The sequence below is a fragment of the Rahnella victoriana genome (assembly GCF_021276285.1).
Taxonomy (GTDB): domain Bacteria; phylum Pseudomonadota; class Gammaproteobacteria; order Enterobacterales; family Enterobacteriaceae; genus Rahnella; species Rahnella victoriana.
The window spans coordinates 147277-168513 of the sequence record NZ_CP089919.1 but is presented as its reverse complement, the minus strand read 5'-3'; the positions used below and the strand labels follow the sequence as shown (position 1 = coordinate 168513).

25 protein-coding genes and 4 tRNA genes are annotated in these 21237 nt (G+C 51.0%); 19 read left to right on the top strand and 10 right to left on the bottom strand.

What is annotated here, in order from left to right:
• Positions 1-146 precede the first annotated feature (146 nt).
• Positions 147-222: transfer RNA gene (locus J9880_RS00905), tRNA-Lys, on the top strand.
• 265 nt (positions 223-487) lie between these two features.
• Here J9880_RS00905 and J9880_RS00900 read toward each other — a convergent pair.
• Positions 488-736, bottom strand: a complete 249-nt coding sequence (locus J9880_RS00900) for a hypothetical protein (RefSeq protein WP_095921293.1) — start codon at positions 734-736, stop codon at positions 488-490.
• A gap of 227 nt (positions 737-963) precedes the next feature.
• On the opposite strand from J9880_RS00900, the gene J9880_RS00895 reads away from it, so the two are divergent.
• The gene (locus J9880_RS00895) at positions 964-1380 is read left to right on the top strand and encodes a hypothetical protein (RefSeq protein ID WP_119826521.1); all 417 of its coding nucleotides are present in this window, start codon (positions 964-966) and stop codon (positions 1378-1380) included.
• A 60-nt stretch (positions 1381-1440) separates the two neighbouring features.
• Here J9880_RS00895 and J9880_RS00890 read toward each other — a convergent pair whose 3' ends face one another.
• The gene (locus J9880_RS00890) at positions 1441-3207 is read right to left on the bottom strand and encodes a sensor domain-containing phosphodiesterase (RefSeq protein WP_119826519.1); all 1767 of its coding nucleotides are present in this window, start codon (positions 3205-3207) and stop codon (positions 1441-1443) included.
• Between the two features lie 193 nt (positions 3208-3400).
• Here J9880_RS00890 and leuA point away from each other — a divergent pair, with 193 nt between their 5' ends.
• Entirely contained in the window at positions 3401-5071 is a 1671-nt protein-coding gene (leuA, locus tag J9880_RS00885) for a 2-isopropylmalate synthase (protein ID WP_095921296.1), read from the top strand.
• Here the strand turns inward: leuA and J9880_RS00880 are convergent.
• From J9880_RS00880 to J9880_RS00870, 3 genes are all read right to left on the bottom strand, one after another.
• A complete protein-coding gene (locus J9880_RS00880; RefSeq protein WP_095921297.1) occupies positions 5058-5816 on the bottom strand; it encodes an AraC family transcriptional regulator in 759 nt (252 codons plus the stop codon). The genes leuA and J9880_RS00880 overlap by 14 nt on opposite strands.
• 3 nt (positions 5817-5819) lie before the next feature.
• A complete protein-coding gene (locus tag J9880_RS00875; RefSeq protein WP_162928667.1) occupies positions 5820-5993 on the bottom strand; it encodes a hypothetical protein in 174 nt (57 codons plus the stop codon).
• A gap of 104 nt (positions 5994-6097) precedes the next feature.
• The gene (locus J9880_RS00870) at positions 6098-6322 is read right to left on the bottom strand and encodes a DUF2594 family protein (RefSeq protein WP_015697982.1); all 225 of its coding nucleotides are present in this window, start codon (positions 6320-6322) and stop codon (positions 6098-6100) included.
• Positions 6323-7049: 727 nt separating this feature from the next.
• Between J9880_RS00870 and uvrY the strand changes: the two genes are divergently transcribed.
• The 7 genes from uvrY to wzz(fepE) all read left to right on the top strand — a co-directional run bounded on the left by uvrY (position 7050) and on the right by wzz(fepE) (position 12154).
• Positions 7050-7706, top strand: coding sequence for a UvrY/SirA/GacA family response regulator transcription factor (gene uvrY, locus J9880_RS00865; RefSeq protein WP_013576296.1), 657 nt, complete (start codon positions 7050-7052; stop codon positions 7704-7706).
• Positions 7699-9534, top strand: coding sequence for an excinuclease ABC subunit UvrC (gene uvrC, locus J9880_RS00860; RefSeq protein ID WP_269812095.1), 1836 nt, complete (start codon positions 7699-7701; stop codon positions 9532-9534). The genes uvrY and uvrC overlap by 8 nt, the downstream gene beginning before the upstream one ends.
• Positions 9535-9590: 56 nt before the next feature.
• Positions 9591-10139 (top strand): CDP-diacylglycerol--glycerol-3-phosphate 3-phosphatidyltransferase, encoded by a 549-nt coding sequence (pgsA, locus tag J9880_RS00855; RefSeq protein ID WP_095921300.1) that lies wholly within the window; start codon positions 9591-9593, stop codon positions 10137-10139.
• Positions 10140-10287: 148 nt separating this feature from the next.
• Positions 10288-10363: transfer RNA gene (locus J9880_RS00850), tRNA-Gly, on the top strand.
• A 58-nt stretch (positions 10364-10421) separates the two neighbouring features.
• Positions 10422-10495, top strand: a tRNA-Cys gene (locus tag J9880_RS00845).
• An 11-nt stretch (positions 10496-10506) separates the two neighbouring features.
• Positions 10507-10592, top strand: a tRNA-Leu gene (locus tag J9880_RS00840).
• Positions 10593-11035: 443 nt separating this feature from the next.
• A complete protein-coding gene (wzz(fepE), locus tag J9880_RS00835; RefSeq protein WP_119826516.1) occupies positions 11036-12154 on the top strand; it encodes an LPS O-antigen length regulator Wzz(fepE) in 1119 nt (372 codons plus the stop codon).
• A gap of 150 nt (positions 12155-12304) precedes the next feature.
• Here the strand turns inward: wzz(fepE) and J9880_RS00830 are convergent, their stop codons facing one another.
• The gene (locus J9880_RS00830; protein WP_015697978.1) at positions 12305-12571 is read right to left on the bottom strand and encodes a hypothetical protein; all 267 of its coding nucleotides are present in this window, start codon (positions 12569-12571) and stop codon (positions 12305-12307) included.
• Positions 12572-12796: 225 nt separating this feature from the next.
• On the opposite strand from J9880_RS00830, the gene J9880_RS00825 reads away from it, so the two are divergent.
• Together J9880_RS00825 and deoR are read left to right on the top strand one after the other, a co-directional pair.
• Positions 12797-13456, top strand: a complete 660-nt coding sequence (locus tag J9880_RS00825; protein WP_232769964.1) for a metallophosphoesterase — start codon at positions 12797-12799, stop codon at positions 13454-13456.
• Between the two features lie 84 nt (positions 13457-13540).
• Positions 13541-14305 carry a DNA-binding transcriptional repressor DeoR gene (deoR, locus tag J9880_RS00820; protein WP_232769963.1) on the top strand — a complete coding sequence of 255 codons (765 nt, stop codon included), beginning with the start codon at positions 13541-13543 and terminating at the stop codon, positions 14303-14305.
• Between the two features lie 5 nt (positions 14306-14310).
• Here deoR and J9880_RS00815 read toward each other — a convergent pair whose 3' ends face one another.
• Positions 14311-14787 (bottom strand): GyrI-like domain-containing protein, encoded by a 477-nt coding sequence (locus J9880_RS00815; protein ID WP_095921303.1) that lies wholly within the window; start codon positions 14785-14787, stop codon positions 14311-14313.
• A 178-nt stretch (positions 14788-14965) separates the two neighbouring features.
• Here J9880_RS00815 and J9880_RS00810 point away from each other — a divergent pair, with 178 nt between their 5' ends.
• The 3 genes from J9880_RS00810 (at position 14966) to J9880_RS00800 (ending at position 16188) form a co-directional block, all read left to right on the top strand.
• Positions 14966-15484: a YlaC family protein gene (locus tag J9880_RS00810; RefSeq protein WP_095921304.1), complete on the top strand. Its 519-nt coding sequence runs from the start codon at positions 14966-14968 to the stop codon at positions 15482-15484.
• Positions 15485-15600: 116 nt separating this feature from the next.
• Positions 15601-15876 (top strand): hypothetical protein, encoded by a 276-nt coding sequence (locus tag J9880_RS00805; protein WP_119826509.1) that lies wholly within the window; start codon positions 15601-15603, stop codon positions 15874-15876.
• 48 nt (positions 15877-15924) lie between these two features.
• Positions 15925-16188: a hypothetical protein gene (locus tag J9880_RS00800; protein ID WP_229920945.1), complete on the top strand. Its 264-nt coding sequence runs from the start codon at positions 15925-15927 to the stop codon at positions 16186-16188.
• A gap of 61 nt (positions 16189-16249) precedes the next feature.
• Here the strand turns inward: J9880_RS00800 and J9880_RS00795 are convergent, their stop codons facing one another.
• A complete protein-coding gene (locus J9880_RS00795) occupies positions 16250-16462 on the bottom strand; it encodes a YccJ family protein (RefSeq protein WP_095921306.1) in 213 nt (70 codons plus the stop codon).
• Between the two features lie 178 nt (positions 16463-16640).
• On the opposite strand from J9880_RS00795, the gene J9880_RS25060 reads away from it, so the two are divergent.
• From J9880_RS25060 to J9880_RS00785, 3 genes are all read left to right on the top strand, one after another.
• On the top strand, positions 16641-16772 hold the full coding sequence (locus J9880_RS25060) for a hypothetical protein (protein WP_013576285.1): 132 nt from the start codon (positions 16641-16643) through the stop codon (positions 16770-16772).
• 251 nt (positions 16773-17023) lie between these two features.
• The gene (locus J9880_RS00790) at positions 17024-17362 is read left to right on the top strand and encodes a DUF2502 domain-containing protein (protein ID WP_095921307.1); all 339 of its coding nucleotides are present in this window, start codon (positions 17024-17026) and stop codon (positions 17360-17362) included.
• Positions 17363-17764: 402 nt separating this feature from the next.
• The gene (locus J9880_RS00785) at positions 17765-18025 is read left to right on the top strand and encodes a hypothetical protein (RefSeq protein WP_095921308.1); all 261 of its coding nucleotides are present in this window, start codon (positions 17765-17767) and stop codon (positions 18023-18025) included.
• A gap of 62 nt (positions 18026-18087) precedes the next feature.
• Here J9880_RS00785 and J9880_RS00780 read toward each other — a convergent pair whose 3' ends face one another.
• Positions 18088-18534 (bottom strand): universal stress protein, encoded by a 447-nt coding sequence (locus J9880_RS00780; protein WP_232769962.1) that lies wholly within the window; start codon positions 18532-18534, stop codon positions 18088-18090.
• A gap of 24 nt (positions 18535-18558) precedes the next feature.
• The gene (locus J9880_RS00775) at positions 18559-19338 is read right to left on the bottom strand and encodes an IclR family transcriptional regulator (protein ID WP_232769961.1); all 780 of its coding nucleotides are present in this window, start codon (positions 19336-19338) and stop codon (positions 18559-18561) included.
• Between the two features lie 245 nt (positions 19339-19583).
• Here J9880_RS00775 and J9880_RS00770 point away from each other — a divergent pair, with 245 nt between their 5' ends.
• Positions 19584-21185: an MFS transporter gene (locus tag J9880_RS00770; RefSeq protein ID WP_232769960.1), complete on the top strand. Its 1602-nt coding sequence runs from the start codon at positions 19584-19586 to the stop codon at positions 21183-21185.
• Positions 21186-21237 lie beyond the last annotated feature (52 nt).

The window sequence follows — 21237 nt, the reverse complement described above, 5'->3', positions numbered from 1 at the left end:
TAATTAATCAAATGTCAGTGACGAAGGCGGGAATAATACCTTTTTTGCCCGTGATGAGCTTCACAAATATCTCTGAGAATAACGGCAAATAAAGTGGGGATAAGCGTTTGACATCCTCAGACGACAGGAGAATAATCCTGTGCGTTGGGTCGTTAGCTCAGTCGGTAGAGCAGTTGACTCTTAATCAATTGGTCGGCGGTTCGAACCCGCCACGACCCACCAACATCCTTTCAGATCAGCCTGTTACATCCCGTCGTTTTAAATCCTGCTTTTGTGATGACTCACTCAGTGGCCTGTCATGGTCATCAACATCCCTCTTAAATTAATATTTCCCCTACGCAGGAAATAAGCACAGGCGTGTCGTATTTAAATTAACCAACGGGCCGGGAGTCTTTTTACAACACAGAAAAGGCGGAAGGGAGGGAAGGGCATTGAAATAAGTCAGGCCCCTGATTGAGGCCGGAACAGGTAGCTGCGGGGTAATGCATCAATACATAATCGTGGTATTCGGTGCATTGCCATTTTTAAGTTGTTTCTGTACCCGCATGCACAGGCTGAAAATCAGCAGATGTACGTGCGTGATAAAGGTTCTTTCTTCGCTGAACTGGCTGCTGCGTAAGACGACCGTTTCTGAACGGTTCTGTTTGGCAACCAGTAGCTCAATCCCTATCTGACGGAATTCGTCTTCGTAATGCTGAACGATCCCTGCGGGTGCGATGAGTGTGTAGCTGTACATAATAATTCCTGACGCTGAGTTGAACGGCTGATCGGATAAATCTTAATAAGAGTATCAAATACCAGCACGAAGCGGTTAGCAATTCGGGTGGTCGATTTTTGTACGAATGTCACAGATTTAGCGGACTTTTTGCGGTTATGGCCGGTTGGCGGACGGAGGCTACCGGTTTTTTGTTGCCCGCAGCGCGCACACTGCTATCATTCGTTCATAAACTCAGGGAGATAACGATGAAAAAAACACTGGTGGCTTTGGCTGCTTTATTTTTAGCCGGATGCGCGGGTAACCCTTACGAACCGACGCTTCAGGTCAAGTCATCTTTCGCAAATGCAAGCGCGACACCGCCGGAAGGACAGACCCATATCCGCCTGCATCGTCTGGAACAGTGGTCGCTGGTGCCGTTCGAAAAAACCTGTCCGCTGATGGTCTTTTTAGACGGGCAGACTGTCGCTTCCCTGCACTTTAATCAGTACGTGGATCTGAACGTGCCAAACGGGATGCGCACCATTGATGTCCGGATTGCCTGTGCGCTGACGAAAACGACGGGTTCTATCACCGTTGATGCGAATGGCAAGAGCATCAGCCTGGAAACGGATCGCAGCTTCTTCGGTACTTACAACATCCGCCCCGAAGGCAGCAGCAACTAGTTAAAATGAAAAACCCGCTGAAAGCGGGTTTTTTTACGTCTGCTGAAAATGAACCGGGGATCAGATATAGGGCTTCGACCATTCAAGGATCTGGTCGTGTTGCAGCGGACGCGAAAAATAGAAACCCTGCACGGAATCACAGTGCAGTTCTTCCAGACACAGCAAGGTGTCGTTATCTTCCACGCCTTCTGCCACCACCTGATAGCTCAGCGCGTGCGCCATCTCAATCATCGATTTCACAATCACTTTGCTCTTACTGTCATTACTGATGCCCTGAATCAGCGATTGATCCAGTTTCAGTGTGTCCGCCGGAATTTTTTGCAGGTAATTCAGGTTGCTGTAGCCGGCACCAAAATCATCCAGCGCAATGCTGATCCCCATCTGACGCAGGGCGTCCAGCGACGCCACAGCATGCGGATTGTTGGCCAGCGTCTGCGTCTCCAGACACTCGATTTCCAGCATCGACGGTGATACCTGATGGAGGATCAGGGCGGTATGAATGCGCTGAACCAGATCCTGTTCCACCAGATTATTAGCGGTCAGGTTAATGGAGACCTGAATCTGCGCGCCGCGCTTTTGCCATTCTGCAATTTGCATCACGGCCTGCGTGATCACCCAGTTGGTGAGCGGGGTAATCAGCGGCGTTTTTTCCGCCAGCGGGATAAATTCAGACGGCGAGATGATGCCCAGCGTCGGGTGTTGCCAGCGGATCAGCGCCTCAACGCCCTGAAATTTTTTGTCGGCCAGACGGATTTTCGGCTGATAAACCAGATGAAAATCTTCGCAGGACGCCACGGTAGCCATCAGATCATTGAGCAGGTTAAACGCGCGACGCTGGATAACGTCCGACTCCTGCTGATAAGGCATGATGAGCTGGTTATTACTGATGGCTTCGTGCAGGGAGGACATCCCCTGGCGCATGATGTTTTCAGCGCAAGGCGAGGTGGACGAGAACACGGTATAGCCCGCGTGCAACCGTACATTGATCGGGATGTCACTGGTAATGCTTTGCTGGATTTTGGCTGCGGCGATTTCCAGCTGATTAAAAATTTCTTCCTGTTCGTCCAGACGCTTAATCAGCGCAAAGCGGCCCAGCATCAGGCTGTACACTTTGTCATTCTCATTCAGTTCGCTGCGCAGGAAGGAACCGATATCTTTAAGAATGTTTTCGACTTTCGGAATGCCGATGGCGCGTCCGATGTCGTAGGCGTAGAGGGTGTCGAGGGTATCGATCAGGATCAGTAAACAGGGGGTATTGTCCGGTGCTTTGATCAGATGCGAGATATCTTCCATCAGACGCTGGCGGTTGGGTAACCGCGTCACAATATCCACAAAACTCATGGTACTGCGCGATTCGATGATATCGATGACAATCGCCGCCAGGTCCGACAGCATATCGATTTCCTGCGCCGAAAAATCGCGAGGATGTTTATCCGCCAGACATAGGCTGCCGACCGCGAACCCGTCACGGGTGATCAGCGGCGCGCCGGCGTAGAAACGCATGCCTTCTTCAGCGGTGACCAGCGGATTTTCGCAAAAACGCGCATCCAGCAGGGCATCATTAACCACCATCACTGACGAGGAACGGATGGTGTAATCGCAAAACGCGATATCCCGCGCCGTATAACGCAACGCCGTGTTGGTTTTGGATTTAAACCACTGACGATGCTGGTCAACCAGAGTAATGATGCAAATAGGAATATCAAAAATTTGCTGGGTAAGACGGGTAATCAGATCAAGAACTTCATCCGGATTGCCGTCTGCAATCTTTAATTTTTGCAGCGCCGCAAGCCGTTTCTTTTCGTTTGAATTCAGAACCCTTTTCATTCTGTACGACCTCTGATCGCCGGACTGGACGCGTTTAGTTATGCACTATAGCGTGAGTCTGATTCATTTATCATTTTCTTTTTGTCCGTTTTGCGAGGGTTGCTGTCAGTTAGTCAGGCGCACGAAGTTATCGTTTGCGTACTATGGGTTTAACAGAGCTTTACCGCTGACCCGACATCATAAGGAAAACCGCATGTTAAACGACCCGTCGCAAAAGTACCGTCCCTTTCCGCAGGTAAATTTACCCGACCGTCAGTGGCCGGGAAATGTGCTCGATAAAGCGCCGCAGTGGTGCTCCAGTGATCTGCGTGACGGTAATCAGGCGCTGGCCGAACCCATGGACAATGCCCGCAAGCGTCAGTTTTTTGATTTGCTGGTGCGCTGTGGTTTTAAACACATCGAGGTGGCGTTCCCGTCCGCGTCTCAGACTGATTTTGATTTTGTACGCGGCCTGATTGAAGACAAGGTGATCCCGGACGATGTGGTGATCCAGGTGCTGACGCCTTCACGGCCGGATCTGATTGCCCGCACGTTTGAGGCGTTGAAAGATGTGCCGCGCGCCATCGTGCATTTATATAACGCCACCGCGCCGGTATTCCGTGAAGTGGTGTTCAACCAGGATCAGGCGGCAACCCGCGATCTGGCTGTGCGCGGCGCTCAGCAAATCCGTCAGTTATGCGAACAATATTCTCAGACTGAATGGACATTTGAGTATTCGCCGGAAACCTTCTGTTTTACCGAACTGGAGTTTGCGCTGGAAGTGTGTGAGGCCGTCGCCAATGTCTGGGAGCCGGGCAATACGCGCCCGATGATCATCAATTTACCGGCGACCGTGGAAGTCAGCACACCGAATATTTATGCCGATCAGATTGAATGGTTCTGCCGCCATTTCAGCCGCCGTCAGCAGGTTTCCATCAGTGTGCATCCGCATAATGATCGCGGAACCGGCGTAGCCTGCGCCGAACTGGCGATGCTGGCCGGTGCCGACCGCGTGGAAGGCTGTCTGTTCGGTAACGGCGAGCGTACCGGGAATGTTGATCTCGTGACGCTGGCGCTGAATCTTTATACTCAGGGCGTTGCGCCGCAACTGGATTTCAGCAATTTGCAGGCAATAGTCGAAGCGGTGGAAGAATGTAACCAGTTGCCGGTGCATCCGCGCCATCCGTATGCCGGTGAACTGGTGTTTACCGCGTTTTCCGGCTCGCATCAGGATGCGATCAAAAAAGGGTTCGCGGTGCAGAACGTGTCAGACAATCCTGTCTGGCGCGTGCCTTATCTGCCGTTAGATCCGGCGGACGTCGGATGCAGTTATGAAGCGGTGATCCGCGTCAACAGTCAGTCGGGGAAAAGCGGGGCGGCCTGGCTGCTGGAGCAAAATCACGGGCTGAAATTGCCGCGTGGTTTGCAAATCGATTTCAGTAAAGCAGTGCAGCGCGAAACGGATACCCACGGCAAGGAGATGAGCACCAGCGATATCTGGCGGCTGTTCCGTCAGCGTTACGGGTTAACCGATCAGCCGGTGTTGAAATTGCTGAGTTACGATATCCGCAGTGATGAACAGAACGTATGCCATTTCAGTGCGCGGATCCGTTATCGCAATGAAGAACAGCATATTACCGGCAGCGGCAACGGTTTGTTGTCCGGGGCGGCAGATGCACTGCGCCGCAGTTACGACGTACAGCTGGAAATCGGCGATTATCATGAGCATACGCTGGGACATCAGAGCCACAGCCGCGCGGTGGCCTATCTGAGTTGTCAGGGGCGGTTGGGGGAAAACTGCTATGGCGTGGGCATCGACAGTGATGTCTCCGGCGCCTCGTTGCAGGCGCTGTTCAATGCCGCCAGTGCGGTTATGGCTGACTAAAATATTCACTGGGTGATACGCCCAGTGAACGGCGGAACATCGCGCTAAAGGCACTCGGGCTTTCATAACCGAGTGCCAGTGCCACATCTATGACCGACACACCGGCCGCCAGCTGGTTCAGGGCTTCGAGCAATTTGGCCTGACGAACCCAGTCACTGAAACGCAATCCGGTTTCACGCTGAAAGCGGCGCGAAAGCGTCCGGCTGCTGATCTCCAGTCGCTGGGCGACATCTTCCAGTTCCCATGAAGCACACAAATCCGCGCGTATCTGCTGGCACAGGCTCAGCAGTTCCGGCTCTTTCGGTTCCGGCAGATGCAGCGGCAGCGTCGGCAGGAGGCGGAGTTCATCCAGCAATAATTCCATAATGCGCTCATCCCGCCCGCCGGAGAGGTAATCTGCCGGAATGGTCAGCGATGACAGGATCAGTTCGCGCAGCAGGGGAGAAATCTGCACCACCTGACATTGGGCGGGCAAATCAGCCCGTGCCAGCGGATCGACAAACAGCGTGCGGGCTTTTACGCCGCCGATAAACCGCAGACTGTGCACGACATTTGCCGGCAGCCAGACACCGCGCCCGGGCGGCACCATCCAGGTGCCAAGCGAGGTATGCACTTCAACAATGCCGGACAAAGTATGAATAAGCTGCGAGCAACTGTGGCTGTGAGCGGGTTCGCTGTCGCCATGTTGGTAATCAATGGCCAGAGGCGCAATGGCCTGATGAGGGGCAAGGAAATGGCGATGCATGGATCAATGATGGTTCTGTTTTTTGGCATCTTCGACGGCTTGTTTCGCCTCTTCGGCCGCTCTTTCGATTTCTTCTTCGGTCAGTTGTTCTGAAACCTGGATCAGCTCACCCAGCCCGTCACTGATATGAACATCGTCAGCTTTGCTTTTGTTTTCTTTATTGTTTCCGTCACTCATGCGGTTGTCCTCAGGGAAGGGGGTCAGGGTATGATTGTAGCAGAAGTTCAGGGGAGGGGCTGAGGGGAAACAGAGTCTGTCTGGCGACAGACTCCGGAAGGCATTTACTGACGGTAAGCGAATTTGATCTGTTGCAGGGAGTTTTTGAACACTTCTGCCTGTTGCTCATCTTCCATCTGAGCAACAAAACGCTCCATGTTCAGCATCACTTTGCCGGCATCAGCCTGGCCGATCGCTTTGAGGATCAGGGTCAGGGTGGCTTTCAGGCAGGCGACTTCCGTTGCCAGTGTTTCAACGTTTGCTTCAGTCGTAAAATCGCAATTACTCATTATGTTTATCTCCTCAGGCAGGCTGCGGGGGCCGTGCTCCGAATTCCGGACAGTAGAAAAGTGGCCGCATTTTAGCATAGTTGGCACGTTTTAGTGCAGCATCGCCGGCAGGCTGAAAATCGTGCAACAAGGGAGTCATATAAGCCCGACAGAACGCCCGGTAAAGAATACTAAACATAATGGCTCAATGAGCCTTTCTCATGTTTATGTGCAAACTTATTCATATAAGCCATCGGCAATTCGTGCGATCATAAATAATAATCGGTTATATCATAGATATATGCAGGGTACGCGTTGGCGGTTAAATAGCCAGTGCCGCATTGTGGTTGTTTTAGTGCAGTAAAAAAGCCTGTGCTTATTTTTTTACTGCCTGAAAGAAAACGTAGCGGATGGGGCTTGTTGATTGATTCGGCTGGGTTTTTTTATAATTTATTAATACAGCTGATGGCACTTCTCATTTACATTCAGCAAACTAGTTTTTTGCAGACATTCCTTGGTCAGGAAGGCGGGATAGAGTAAAATACGCGGGCTATAATAAATAACTGTGTCTTCCTGATTTAAAAACACTGCCGATGTGCGGCAGTGGGGCAAGTTTGTTGATGCTGGCCTCTTATTGCCACCTTCTCTTCATTTTATAAGCTGTCTGAGAACACCTATTTTGTTCAGAACGTAAGACAGGCTTGAAGAACCTGACGGTGTGTCGCCCTTATTTTTTGGAGAATTCTCTTTGATTAGCGTTCTTCTTGTTGATGACCATGAACTGGTGCGCGCAGGGATCCGACGCATTCTTGAAGATATCAAAGGCATCAAAGTGGTTGGTGAGGCGCAATGCGGTGAAGATGCCGTCAAATGGTGCCGGACTAATGACGTTGATATTGTCCTGATGGATATGAACATGCCGGGTATCGGCGGGCTTGAAGCGACCAAGAAAATCGTCCGTTTCTCCCCAGATATCAAGATCATCATGTTAACGATTTATACTGAAAACCCGTTGCCCGCTAAGGTCATGCAAGCGGGGGCTTCCGGTTATCTGAGTAAAGGGGCAGCACCACAGGAAGTGGTGAATGCTATCCGTCTGGTGGATTCGGGTCAGCGCTACATTGCGTCTGACATTGCGCAGCAAATGGCGCTGAGCCAGATCGAACCTCAGTCAGAAACGCCTTTTGACTCCTTATCCGAGCGTGAACTTCAGATCATGCTGATGATTACCAAGGGGCAGAAGGTGAATGAAATTTCAGAACAACTGAACTTGAGCCCGAAGACGGTTAACAGTTATCGTTACCGGATGTTTAGTAAATTAAATATTAGCGGCGATGTTGAGTTAACCCATCTGGCTATCCGACATGGTTTGTTCAATACGGAGACTTTATCAGGCAGTGAGTGATGAGCGTTTCGACCCTAAAGCCTTTCTGAAAACGGTCACCAGCCAGCCGGGCGTCTACAGGATGTACGACGCCAGTGGCACCGTAATCTATGTAGGTAAAGCCAAAGACCTTAAAAAACGTCTTTCGAGCTATTTTCGTGTTCAGGTTTCCAGCCGCAAGACGGAAACACTGGTCAAAAATATTGCGCAAATCGATGTCACTGTCACGCACACCGAAACCGAAGCGCTGCTGCTCGAACATAACTACATCAAGCTGTATCAGCCACGCTATAACGTTTTGCTGCGCGATGATAAATCGTACCCGCTGATTTTTCTCAGTGCGGATAACCATCCGCGAATTTCGGTACACCGTGGGGCAAAACACGCCAAAGGCGAGTATTTCGGGCCTTTCCCTAACTCCTATGCCGTGCGTGAGACGTTAGCGTTATTGCAAAAACTTTTCCCGATCCGTCAGTGTGAAAACAGCGTTTACAGCAACCGTTCGCGCCCTTGTCTGCAATATCAGATTGGCCGCTGCCTCGGGCCGTGCGTCAAAGGACTGGTCAGCGACGAAGATTATAAAGATCAGGTGGATTACGTCCGTCTGTTTCTGTCAGGCAAAGATCAGCAGGTGGTCACCCAGCTGGTGAACCGCATGGAAGAGGCCAGTCAGGCGCTGCGTTTCGAAGACGCAGGCCGGATCCGCGATCAGATTCAGGCCGTGCGTCGCGTGACGGAGCGGCAGTTCGTTTCCGGCAACAGCGAAGATCTGGACGTCATCGGCGTGGCCTTTGAGTCAGGCATGGCCTGTCTGCATGTTCTGTTTATCCGTCAGGGCAAAGTGCTGGGCAGCCGCAGTTACTATCCGAAAGTGCCGGGCGGTACCGATCTTGGTGAAGTGGTGCAAACTTTCGTCGGACAATTCTATTTGCAGGGCAGTCAGCAACGCACCCTTCCCGGCGAAATTCTGCTGGATTTCAATCTGGCGGAAAAAGATCTGCTGGCGGACTCGCTGAGCGAAATAGCCGGGCGCAAGGTGCAAATCCAAAGTAAGCCGCGTGGCGACCGTGCCCGTTATCTGAAACTGGCGCGGACCAATGCATCTGCCGCGCTGACGACCAAACTGGCGCAGCAGTCCACCATCCATCAGCGGCTGGCGGAACTGGCAAAAACCCTGCATCTTGCGGAAATTAACCGCATGGAATGCTTCGACATCAGCCATACTATGGGCGAGCAGACGGTGGCCTCCTGCGTGGTATTTGATGGTAATGGCCCGGTGCGCTCCGAATACCGGCGTTACAATATTACCGGCATCACGCCAGGCGATGATTATGCTGCGATGGCGCAGGTGTTGCAGCGTCGTTATGGCAAGGCGCTGGAAGAGAACAAAATCCCTGATGTCATCTTTATTGATGGCGGTAAAGGGCAGCTCGGCATGGCGCTGGATGTGTTCCATTCGCTGAATGTTGAATGGGATAAATCCAAACCGCTGCTGATCGGTATTGCCAAAGGCGCCGATCGTAAAGCCGGGCTGGAAACACTGTTCTTCGTTCCGGAAGGGGAGGGGATTGCCTTACCGGCGGATTCCCCGGCACTGCATGTCATCCAGCATATTCGTGATGATTCGCATAACCACGCCATTACCGGGCATCGTCAGAAGCGCGCTAAAGTGCGTACCACCAGTGCACTGGAAGAGATTGAAGGCGTCGGGCCAAAACGGCGTCAGGTTTTACTGAAATACATGGGAGGCATTCAACCTTTACTGAATGCCAGCGTAGAGGAAATTGCACAGGTACCGGGTATTTCAATCGCATTGGCAGAAAAGATTCATAATGCGTTGAAACACTAAAGGCAATGTAGCAACATACTCATAATATCCACACCGGACAAACAGTTACCTTCGCTATGCAATTTAATATACCTACGTGCCTTACCCTGTTCCGCGTTGTACTGATACCGTTCTTCGTGCTGGCCTTCTACCTGCATTATCCGTGGGCACCGCTGGCCTGTGCGCTGATTTTCGTTTTCGCTGCGGTCACTGACTGGTTTGATGGCTATCTCGCCCGTCGCTGGAAGCAAACAACGCGTTTCGGGGCATTCCTTGATCCGGTGGCCGATAAAGTCATGGTGGCCGTCGCGCTGGTATTAGTGGCTGAGCATTTCCACTCCTGGTGGATTACGTTGCCTGCCGCGACCATGATCGCCCGCGAAATTATCATTTCAGCCTTGCGCGAATGGATGGCCGAGATTGGTAAACGCAGCAGTGTGGCGGTATCCTGGATCGGCAAAGTGAAAACGACTGCACAGATGCTGTCGCTGGTCGCGCTGTTATGGCGTCCTGATGACATCGTGATCGGCGTGGGTATCGTTGCACTTTATATTGCGGCGGTGCTGACTTTCTGGTCAATGTTCCAATATCTGAACGCTGCGCGCCACGATTTGCTGGAACCCTGATCAAACTGACGTAAAAACCGTCAAACGATCGCATGAAGCTGATAATTTTATTGACTCAAACCGTCAGGTCAGTAGAATGCAACGCATCGGAAGGCAGACAGTGTTATGCCTGAAGATTAGTTAAAAAAATCAGTAGTTTCTGATTAAAGCGGGAATAGCTCAGTTGGTAGAGCACGACCTTGCCAAGGTCGGGGTCGCGAGTTCGAGTCTCGTTTCCCGCTCCAAATTTTCTTAAACTGATTCAATAATTGGTTTAAGTGCAAGACAAGTAGTAAGATTTAAGGCGCGTTAACAAAGCGGTTATGTAGCGGATTGCAAATCCGCCTAGTCCGGTTCGACTCCGGAACGCGCCTCCAATTTTCCCGGAGCCCGGGTGGTGGAATCGGTAGACACAAGGGATTTAAAATCCCTCGGCTTATGGCTGTACGAGTTCAAGTCTCGTCCCGGGTACCATGGGAAAATTTACAGAATAATCAAAAGCAATAAAGTAGTAATGTCGTTATAGCCACCTTCGGGTGGTTTTTTTATGCCTGAAATTCGCCCCTTTCTTCGGTGTTAACTCAATTTCCTTTGTTTCTCTCTTTTATTGTCGCTAAATCAACTAATTTCGTCCATTAATTATTATATTAGCTTGCTTATTAATTTGAGGCATAAAGTGCCTATTATTCAAAAAAAGTTTGTATATAACTGTAAGCAGTGAAGAATTTACGTTAGGATGTTCTAAGAATAATCTCAAAGCGCTTTTGTTAGTGACGATATTTTCGCGACATTACCCCGTCTGTTCGTGTGCATTTTTGCATAGGTTTTTATGCAGGCCTGGCACTATGACGGGGAGTGCCAGATATATTATTGGGTCATAATTACGTCAGTACGTAGTTGAATAATGGAACATTCAAATGAGCAGTCATAATACGTTACCGCAAGACCAAGTTACGCCTCTCCCTGTTCTGAACAGTCCTTTTGTAAAGCATGATGAAATTGACCTGTTTGAAATTTTCTCGGTAATAGTTAAAGCCAGGAAGTTTATTGTTTTAGTCACGGTTGCTTTTGTTATCGCCGGACTGGTGGTGGGCGCAATCTTGCCGCAAAAATGGACCAGCAGCTCTGTGATCATTGCCCCTGCCTCTGATGAATTCATGGGACTTGATGATTTAATTGATGAATTAAAAGTGGCCGGTGTTGATACCGGAATTGATTCAAATTATCTCCTCTCGACGTATATGCGTTATTTTGATTCACGGATCCTTCGTGACAACTATTTACAGCACTCTGAATACTTCAAAGCACTGATGCAGGAAAACCCGGAAGATCAGTTGCAGAAGCGCCGTTTGCTGGACGCGATCAACACCAATAATATTACGACGTTCAGCAGTGCTGATGATAAAGGGGCAAAGAAAGCCTATACCTATTATCGCCTGAACTTTTCTGCGAAAACCCCTGAGGCGGCAAAAAATCTGTTGCAGGGTTATATTGATTACGTCGAACAAGCGGTCCGGGCTGATATTATTTTCAAAATTAAACGCGCCACAACCTTAAAACTGCAAACAGAACAGCAATTGTTCGATTTAGAAATGCAGAAGGTGCAAAATGCCCGTGATGTGCGGATTAAAAAATTAAAATATGCACTCTCTATTGCAGATGCTGCCGGACTGAAGAAACCGGTATATTCCAACGGTGCGGTTATCGTTGACGATCCGGATTATGCTATCTCGCTGGGCGCAGATGCCCTGAGTCAAAAATTGAAAGTGGAAGAGTCTATTACCGACCCACTTACCATGAGCGTTGATCTGCGTAACAGCAAAATGAGAATCGACCTTCTGAAGAATGTGAAGATTGATAATGTTGAGTTCAAGCCGTTCAAGTATCTGCAGAAACCAGAAGTGCCTTCGAAAAAAGATGAACCGAAGAGAATGATCATCCTGGTGATTTTCACGGTCCTTGGGTTGATGGGCGCGATTGCCATGGCATTACTGCATCATCTGTCTGTGAAACGTCGGGAACGCGTGACGCTCTGAATGGCAATATGAATGTTCAGTTGATAAAAAAGGCCACTCACGAGTGGCCTTCATTCTTTTGCAGCAATAGCATCCGTCAGAAGAAACATCTCTGCGGGGAGAAGGATTGCGAAAGAGGAATTAAAACAGCCCCGAGGGGCGTTTTTAGGGTCAGAATTCACCCGATGAATCTGTATTGCTCAGCGCCCTGATGGATAAAGGCAGGTGGTAGTTTGGCTGGCTGGTGAAGAACGCCTGCAGAGCAACACGTTTCTTCCTGTCGATTGAGATCTCTTCCATGGTTTTGCGGAAGATACTGTAACGGCCACAAGAAGTGCAGGTCACAGTAACAATTTTCGCCGACATATTGACCGACGTCTTATTCGTGCTTTGACATAACGGACACTCATCTTGAGCGCTTAATACTGTGGAACTCATAAAACCTCCGGTTTTACTTAGAGCGGGCAGTAGTCTAGCACAAAAAGGCGTCAGTTGCTTAACGGTAATTTAATTATCAGTGGATTTCAGCGTCAACTCAGTGTAGAGGGCGTACAAACCGCTGATGCGCCGCACAAAGTCTTCTGCTGTTTTTTCCAGACTTTCTTCCGCACATTCTTGCGTTACACTTAAAGAATTCATTCTTGTCAGGGATTCTGTTTCTGTATGACTTCTGCTTTGTACCAGCGTATTGATGGCTCCGTTTACCGACAGATTTACATCGTTGGCGATCTGCACGGTTGCCTGAGCCTGCTTGAAGAGCAACTGGCAAAAGTTGCTTTCGACCCCAGCCGCGATTTGTTGCTTTCGGTGGGGGATCTCGCCGATCGCGGACCGGACAGCGTCGGGTGTCTGCAACTGCTGAATGAGCCGTGGTTTGTCTGCGTCAGAGGGAATCACGAGCAGATGGCCATTGATGCGGTGAATGAAGAAAATATTCCCCGCTGGCTGCGCAATGGCGGCGACTGGTTCTACGCGCTGGACGAAGAGGGACAGGAGCAGGCAAAAGCGTTGATTTTACAGGCCGACGCCTTGCCGCATATCCTTGAGCTGACCACGCGTAAAGGAGAGCGTATCGTGGTGGCCCATGCCGATTATCTTTCAGATGAATATATTTTCGATAAACCAATGGAAGGGTATGAGGTGATCTGGAATCGCGATCGGGTGAATGCGGCTCTCGCGGGACGTTATCTGCCGATAACCGGTGCGGATGCCTTTTATTTCGGCCACACCCCGGTGGAACACGCGATGCAATTTGCCAATCAGTTTTACATTGATACCGGTGCTGTCTTCGGGGGATATCTGACGCTGAAACAGCTGCAATGACCCCCGGTCTTTTGCGTGTTTGCGGTGACTGTCGGGCAACGGTATAGTGAGCGGCTGCGAACCGGGAAGGCATGAGATAACATCATGGAAAATAAGCGTGAAGACAGGATCCAGCGTCTGCTGCTGGTCTTAAAAAAGACAGATAAAATTCACCTGAAAGAAGCGTCTTTGCTGCTTAATGTTTCTGAAATGACGATCCGCCGTGACCTCAGTTCTGCACCCGCGCCGGTGATCCTGCTGGGCGGTTATATTGTGATGGATCCCGGCAATACCCCGGCAACGCATTATTTTGTCAGTGAACAGAAAACCCGTCAGGTCGCCGAGAAAAAACGCCTTGCTTCCCATGCTGCGAGCCTGATTCAGAATAACGATACGGTATTTTTTGATTGCGGCACCACCATGCCGTATGTAATTGAAAAAATCCCGGAAGACCGGGTGTTTACCGCCATCTGTTATTCGTTGAATACCTTTCTGGCGCTGCAGGAAAAACCGCACTGCGATGTCATCTTATGCGGCGGTGCCTTTAAAGCCAGCAACAGCATTTTTACCCCCATTGGACGCAGCAGCGAACTGGACTTTATCCGTCCGGCGAAAGCTTTTATTTCAGCGGCGGGCGTCAGTCTGGAACACGGAGTGACCTGTTTTAATTTTGATGAACTGCTGATGAAACACCAGGCGATGGCGCGCTCTGCGCAAAGTATTCTGGTGGTGGACAGCAGTAAGTTTGATCAGGTTCGTCCGGCGGCGATTGCTCCGCTGGCGCGTTTTAATGTGGTGGTCAGCGACGCTGAACCACCACAGGAATATCGGGATTTTTGCGGTCAGTATGACATCACGCTGCGGGTTTAAGGCCCTCAGCGTATGGCCGGGATCTTTTCGACTGACTGATAAAAGACCACTTCCCAAATGCCATTTTTTGAGCCATCACTGAGATAATGCTCAAAGCAGGTTTTCCCGTCAGGGCGATAGCTGCTGCTGGCCAGCAACTGGGCGTAAAATTCACGCCAGGCTTTCTCAAAATTACCATCAGTAATGGTGGTGTGATACGCCGCATAGGTGCCTCCCGGCAATGTTTGCAACGTCAGCCCCTCCGCATCATCAAGAATAAAGTTGTCCGCCACACACACCGACGGATCGGCGCGCAACTCCTCTGCGGGCGTGGTATCAGGATTGTCATGAAACCACGTCAGCCATTCATTTTGTGGCTGATGATGTCGGGCAGCCCATTTCATCAATTGCTGAAAGCCGCTGTGGATGGACTCCTGATAAGGGCCGGTCACCCGATAACTCACCACTTTTTTCGCTGGTCTTTCTACGATTAATAATGCCACGATGATCTCCTTTTATCTGACATGCATTGAGTGGGTTCCCTGTTGAGCGTTAAGCAAATGCCAAACTATAACAGTTAGCCGCTTTACTCACGGTAACTGCTCTACGCGCTATAACAGTTGTCATGATAAAATTATGTAATCAGATTGCATTATAGTCGCGACGCAATGAGGTTATGAGATGGACGTAATCAAAAACGTATTAAACAGTGAAATTGATCGCATCAACCGTCAGGAAGGGCGCGATGGTAAGGCGCGGATCAACGCTGAGTTCTTCGTTAACCACCCGTGGCTGTGTCTGGCGATGCTGGTCGGGTACATCGCAGTGGGTATCGTGATGTACGTTTCTCCTTATATGGGCATCGGCTGGTTTATCGGCTTTACCGCTTTCCTGATCTTTATGTCCGCCATGTTGTTGCTGGAAATCAAACCGGTTTATCGCTATGAAGATATCGGCGTACTGGATTTGCGGGTGTGTTACAACGGGGAATGGTATTTCAGCCGTGAACTGCCCGCTGATGCCGTGCAGACCATCCTTGCTGCCCCCGGTGTCAGTGCGCAGGTGAAAAATCGCATTGAATCGATTGTCCGCCATAAAGGTTTTGTCGACTTCTATGATGTGTATGATCTGGCGCGTCTGGAACGTCAGCAGCCGGATAATGCAGGAACCGCACAGTTAGCTCATTCATACCGCCCGTAAACATGGCAACAGGCCATGACGTTACCCTGCGTGCTCTGATAAAATAACGGTTGAACATCATTTTCGTGAATGGATCCCCAACACGAAAAGGGTGTGATGCCGTTACAGGAGCGACAGTGGAACGAATCAAACTGACTATTCATCATCTGCACAAAATCACTTCCGGTGAAAAACAGGATGCACAGGCCACCGCACGCATTTATGCTGGCGATACGCTGCTGCTTACTGAAACCATGACCGGACAGGCCGTGCATTTTGATCGGTTCATTCGCGCTGAAAATGACAATGGCCAACCGTTGAGGGTGGAATGGGACAGCGATGGCTGCGCGGAAATGTCCGTGTCACGCGCTGAAGTCTGTCCTTGCTGCGGCGGTGATGCCTTACACGGTTGAATTAATCCGGTCCGGACCGCATGTAGAGTAAAAGCCGAACAGAGGTGAATGATGAAATTTATCAACAACGAATTTGAATACCGTCAGTGGATAATGGATGAAATATTCCAGGCGAGCGCGGTAGGCGAAACCTCTGAGTTTGCCGATCAGGAAGTGGATGATTTTATCTTTGATGCCCGCCCGGTTGCCTATCCTTGTGTGGCCGTGATGATCCAGACACCGGGCGAGCCGGGGGTGTGCGAGCCACGTTTCTTCTACAAAGAGCAGATCTTTGAGTGGGCACATAAAATGGGGTTTGGCTTCGACAGCTAACCGTCATGCAGGAACCCTGAGCGTGACTCAGGGTTCGGCCCCGCAGGCTCACATCCCGTCGTCAGACGTTCTTGCGATCGATTTTCTCTTCGCCCCAGAATAAATAATCGTCTTTAGTTTTTGCGAAAGCGATAGGCAGGACTTCATCGTTGCCTTCTTCCCAGATTTTCTGTGCCAGTTTCTCGTCGTTCTTCGCCAGCTCGAAAATAGCTTCTGCGATTTCGTGAGAGGTTTCACGGGTATTGGCCCAGGCTTTGATGTTTGACGTCGTCATCCGGTTCTCCTCGTATTGTGTTCGGAAGGTGTCTCCGTGACACCAACGTATTCACTATAACTATGGTTTCCCGACGGCGTTTATGCAAATCCGGCGGTGGCAGGGCACAAAAAAACCGGCACCGGACACGGCCTGTCGTTTATACTGAACGCGATTTTGAACAATTAAGGTGATGAGAATGAGCGACGATATTTTTGATTTTGACATTGATGCTGCACTGGAAACCGCTGAAGTCAAAGCGGCGGAAAAAGCAGCAGAAGTGCCTGAAGCCGTTCAGGATGAAAGTGACTGCGAAGGCTGCAAAATCTGATTTTGCACAACAAAGCAGCAAACAGAAAACCGCTTCGGCGGTTTTTTTGTATCTGTCATTTATTCTTCAGAACCGGTTTTTCACTGAATTTCCTTTGCCGCCATAGCGTTGCAATGGCCTGTGCAGAACGCCGTTCTGTCGCAAATGTAAGGATACCGTCAGGGCATTTTTTTTGGGATAAATTCCTATAGAACAGGAAGATAGCTGGCGGTACTTTGTCACCACCTGATAAGCAGGTCGTGAGGTTCACAATGAAAAAACTGATTCTTGTTCTCGCCGTTTTGCTAACTTTGCCAGCTATCGCACAGGCAGACGTCGAGCTTGGCGTTAATATGCCGGGGCTGTCACTGCATATCGGTGACCGTGATGACCGCGGGTATTACTGGGATGGTGGTGACTGGCGTCCGCCAGGCTGGTGGGATCATCATTATCGTGATGAAGGACGGGGTCACTGGGTGTATTACGAACCGGCTCCGCCACCACCGCCGCACTGGCATCATGAGCACTGGCACGAAGGCCCGCCGCCGGGTTACTGGCATGACGGCCCTCCGGGACACTGGCGTGAAGGTCCGCCGCCGGGTCGCTGGTAGCAGAACCTGAATTATTGCAGTACAGGCATAAAAACAGATTTTGGGAACAGGGTTGGCAGTGGCGATGCAAAAGCATCCCCAATGTCAGTTCTGTTCCTTTTACGTTCCCCCCCCCGTTATTGATAATCCTTCTCTTTTAATAATCACCCCCTGAATATTAAATAATTAATTCATTCACCTTAAATATATTTAATGTCCTGTTTTTTAATTAATAAAAGGGAAAATGCGAACCAGGGCTTTTTAAGACAAATTGCTGCTTGCTTATATGCCTTAGTATGTTAATTTCTTGTTATCGGAACGGCAACGGATGGCTCGAACGCGATGCGTACTTGCTGAGACAGGCAGTCATTCAGGGATAGTGTCAGTCAGGTATGCACCCTGTCATTTACCGAGAATATCCCTATGCAATTGATTAAAAACGATTTCGAATACCGCACCTGGATGCTGGATACTTATTTCTATCAGGATAAAATTGAAGGCGATAAGTTGCTGACTGATGAGGAAATGGACGATTTCCTTTTTGAGTTCCGGCCACGTGAATACCCGTGTTTAGGTAATGTGACGCCATCGAAAGAATGCTCGCTCGAATTAGATATTACTTTCTTTTACCGAAATCATATTAGCGAATGGGCCGCGTCGATGGGCCTGATAAATACTAAATAACCGTTATTGCCTCAATTAAAAAAAGCGCCTCAGGGCGCTTTTTTACATGAAAATCAACGTGATTAATTTCCGCGAACTTCAACCAATACCGGGCAAGGCGAACCGGCGATCACTTCCGCACTCACCGATCCTTTCATCATACGGCCAAAGGCTGAAAGCTGACGGTGACCGATGACAATGACGGAAGCCTTTCTTTTCGCCGCTTCGGCCACCAGGGCTTCTCCCGCCGCACCGACAATCAGATTCCCTCTGGCGCTGATACCGGCCTGAGCCAGCGTGTCCAGCGCACGGCCCACCACCGAGCGCGCAGTATGTTGCTCCTGTTCCGCCGGGGGATAATCGATGATTTCGCCGGGGATATCGCCGTTGTTTTCCAGCGCATAAGATTCATCAATACAGCAGGTGACAAACACGGTCGATGCGCGATCTTTTGCCAGCTGGCAGGCGAGATCAACCACAAAAGGGGACTGCTTCGAACCGTCTACGGCGAGCAAAATGACATCAAACACGGCAACTCCTTTATTTACGGCCCATTATTTGTTTTCACCCAACTTGCCGATTTCGCCAATCAGGGCAGTTTTGCATTCCAGTAACGCTTCGCGGATTTGCGCTTCCTGCGCGGCGCGGCGGGCGGTAGGGAACAGCACCGACACAGAATAACGTCCCAGAATGGTGTCTATCGCCACCGCCAGTGTGGTGACGCCACTGACGGTTTCGCCTTCTTCCAGCGCGATACCGCTTGCCCGCACGATCGCCACTTTTTCCAGCAGGGAATCAAGGGTGCGGACGGTATTCTCCGTGGCGGGTTCCAGCACATCACCGACAATAATGCGGATCTCTTCATCTGTTTTCAGTGACAGCAATGCGCGGCCGCCGGATGTACTGTAAATCGGCAGATTCAGGCCGACGCGGGGCACCACGCGCAGTTCTCTTTCTGCCACAATGCTGTGGATATTGGCAATCTGCCGTCCGCTCGCGCGCCCGAGGGACACCGTTTCGCAGGTGATATCGCAAAGTTGACGCAGGAAAGGCGAGGCGATGGCGATCACATCGGTATGCACGGTAGACACCAGTTTCAGCAGCGTCGGGCCAAGTCGTACACCGCCGCTGCCTTCTGAGCGCACCAGACCTTCTTCAGCCAGCGCCGCCACGATCCGCTGCACGGTTGACCGCGGCAAATCCACGTCATTGGCAATCGCCCCGAGGCTCATGCCTTGCGGGTGTTTCCCCAGCGCATTGAGAATGGTTGCTGCCCGCGAGATCACCTGGATCCCACCGCTGCGTTCTTCGTCTGCCGGAATGTCCTGAGCCATCATTTCTCCTTTATTCGCGTCGCGTGATCCATACCAAGACCCTGAAGGGTCAATGTAATGGCTCAACCGGGGAAAAACAATTTTTAATCACATTGCAATACAGTGCACCGTATTATAGTATTTTGCAGTGTATCGCAATGTGGTGCAATGCATCGAAACTTACGTGATGTCGATCGTCTTTGCTCTCTCATGACACCAAACCTGCCTTCTCACTATCGCCGCATCCATAAGCGGTGGAGTTAACTATGAATCAGTCAATCACGACGGCCCCTGCCGCTGCGATGCCTGTGCCACCGCCTTTTAACCTCAGGCTGGTGATCGGGCTGTTGGGCGTGTTGTTCGCCTCGTTGTGTTCAGGCCTAAATGACCGCGTCACCGACATCGCTCTGGCGGATGTGCGTGGCGCGCTGAGTATCAGTACCGATCAGGGATCCTGGCTGATTGGTGTGTATCAGGCAGCAGAAGTGTCGGCAATGATGCTGGCACCCTGGTTCGCCATGACATTTTCACTGCGCCGTTTCACCATTTTTGTCACGCTGGGATTTGTCCTGCTGGCGGCGGTGTTGCCCTATGCCCCGAATCTGCCGCTGTTCATCGCCCTGCGCGCGGTACAGGGTATTTTCGGCGGAGCGCTGCCGCCTTTGCTGATGACCGCCGCCCTGCGTTTTATGCCGCCGCAATACAAATTATACGGACTGAGTGCGTATGCCCTGACCGCCACGTTCGGGCCTAATATGGCGACCTCGCTGGCGGCGATGTGGACCGATTACGTCGGCTGGGAGTGGGTGTTCTGGCAGGTGATCCCGCCGTGCCTGCTGGCAACTGCCATGATCACATATGGTCTGCCGCAGGACCCGTTGCGTTTTGAACGTTTTAAACAGATGGATGTGGTGGGCATGGTCGCCGGGCCGGGCGGCATTTCCCTGCTGGTGCTGGCCCTGCAACAGGGTGAACGTCTGGACTGGTTTCATTCCCCCCTGATCACGATAATGTTTTTTGCCGCCCTCGGGTTACTGACAATTTTTCTGGTTAATGAATGGCATCACCCGTTGCCTCTTTTCAAACTGCAAATGCTCAGACGTCATAATCTGGCGCATGGCTTAATTACACTGTTTGCGCTGATGTTCCTGTTTTTATCCGGTTCAGCGTTACCTTCAAGCTATATGGAGCAGGTGGGCGGATTCCGCGCCGTGCAGGTCGGGCCGCTGGCGCTGACCATTGGCTTACCGCAATTATTGCTGGCGCCGTTAGTTGCTTTTGTACTGACCCTGCGCCGGGTTGACAGCCGTTGGGTGCTGGCCTGCGGGCTGGGTCTGGTGGGGGTTTCCTGCTACTGGGGGACGCATCTGACCGGCGTCTGGGCGCGCGATAACTTCTATGTGATCCAGATAATGCAGGCTTTCGGCCAGCCGATGGCGGTGCTCCCCATCCTGATGAGTGCGACCAGCGTGGTGCAGCCGCAGGAAGGACCTTTTGCTTCAGCAATGTTCAATACCACCCGCGGGCTGGGCAGCGTGATGGGCGCGTCGTTGCTGGCGGTGTTTGTCAGCCATCGGGAGCAGTTCCATTCCAATATTTTGCTCAATCATGCGGGCAGCGTGAGCCATCTGCTCTCCCAGCCTTATGCCGGCGACAGCAGTTTCCTTGCGCCTCTCAACGGCAGCGGCGCGGCCATTTCGACCGAAATCCTGACCCGGTTTTCTCAGGGCGTGAAACAGCAGGCGCTGGTGCTGGGGCTGGCGGATACCTACAGGGTCATCATCGGGCTGGCGTTGTTCCTGATCCTGCTGGCTGCTGTTTTGCCCAAACGCACCTATCCGCCTCAGTCTTTGGTGCAACGCCCGTGAGTGACGCATCGCCTGAAAAATGTATTCCACTAATAAAAAAGCACGAGAGAAA

Coding starts and splice junctions, on each gene's coding strand:
- deoR (WP_232769963.1), top strand. CDS start 13,541: ATGGAAAATAAGCGTGAAGACAGGATCCAGCGTCTGCTGCTGGTCTTA.
- J9880_RS00880 (WP_095921297.1), bottom strand. CDS start 5,816: ATGCATCGCCATTTCCTTGCCCCTCATCAGGCCATTGCGCCTCTGGCC.
- J9880_RS00900 (WP_095921293.1), bottom strand. CDS start 736: ATGTACAGCTACACACTCATCGCACCCGCAGGGATCGTTCAGCATTAC.
- J9880_RS00890 (WP_119826519.1), bottom strand. CDS start 3,207: ATGAAAAGGGTTCTGAATTCAAACGAAAAGAAACGGCTTGCGGCGCTG.
- leuA (WP_095921296.1), top strand. CDS start 3,401: ATGTTAAACGACCCGTCGCAAAAGTACCGTCCCTTTCCGCAGGTAAAT.
- J9880_RS00875 (WP_162928667.1), bottom strand. CDS start 5,993: ATGAGTGACGGAAACAATAAAGAAAACAAAAGCAAAGCTGACGATGTT.
- J9880_RS00825 (WP_232769964.1), top strand. CDS start 12,797: ATGACTTCTGCTTTGTACCAGCGTATTGATGGCTCCGTTTACCGACAG.
- J9880_RS00810 (WP_095921304.1), top strand. CDS start 14,966: ATGGACGTAATCAAAAACGTATTAAACAGTGAAATTGATCGCATCAAC.
- J9880_RS00790 (WP_095921307.1), top strand. CDS start 17,024: ATGAAAAAACTGATTCTTGTTCTCGCCGTTTTGCTAACTTTGCCAGCT.
- J9880_RS25060 (WP_013576285.1), top strand. CDS start 16,641: ATGAGCGACGATATTTTTGATTTTGACATTGATGCTGCACTGGAAACC.
- J9880_RS00785 (WP_095921308.1), top strand. CDS start 17,765: ATGCAATTGATTAAAAACGATTTCGAATACCGCACCTGGATGCTGGAT.
- pgsA (WP_095921300.1), top strand. CDS start 9,591: ATGCAATTTAATATACCTACGTGCCTTACCCTGTTCCGCGTTGTACTG.
- J9880_RS00830 (WP_015697978.1), bottom strand. CDS start 12,571: ATGAGTTCCACAGTATTAAGCGCTCAAGATGAGTGTCCGTTATGTCAA.
- J9880_RS00895 (WP_119826521.1), top strand. CDS start 964: ATGAAAAAAACACTGGTGGCTTTGGCTGCTTTATTTTTAGCCGGATGC.
- J9880_RS00770 (WP_232769960.1), top strand. CDS start 19,584: ATGAATCAGTCAATCACGACGGCCCCTGCCGCTGCGATGCCTGTGCCA.
- J9880_RS00795 (WP_095921306.1), bottom strand. CDS start 16,462: ATGACGACGTCAAACATCAAAGCCTGGGCCAATACCCGTGAAACCTCT.
- J9880_RS00800 (WP_229920945.1), top strand. CDS start 15,925: ATGATGAAATTTATCAACAACGAATTTGAATACCGTCAGTGGATAATG.
- J9880_RS00775 (WP_232769961.1), bottom strand. CDS start 19,338: ATGGCTCAGGACATTCCGGCAGACGAAGAACGCAGCGGTGGGATCCAG.
- J9880_RS00870 (WP_015697982.1), bottom strand. CDS start 6,322: ATGAGTAATTGCGATTTTACGACTGAAGCAAACGTTGAAACACTGGCA.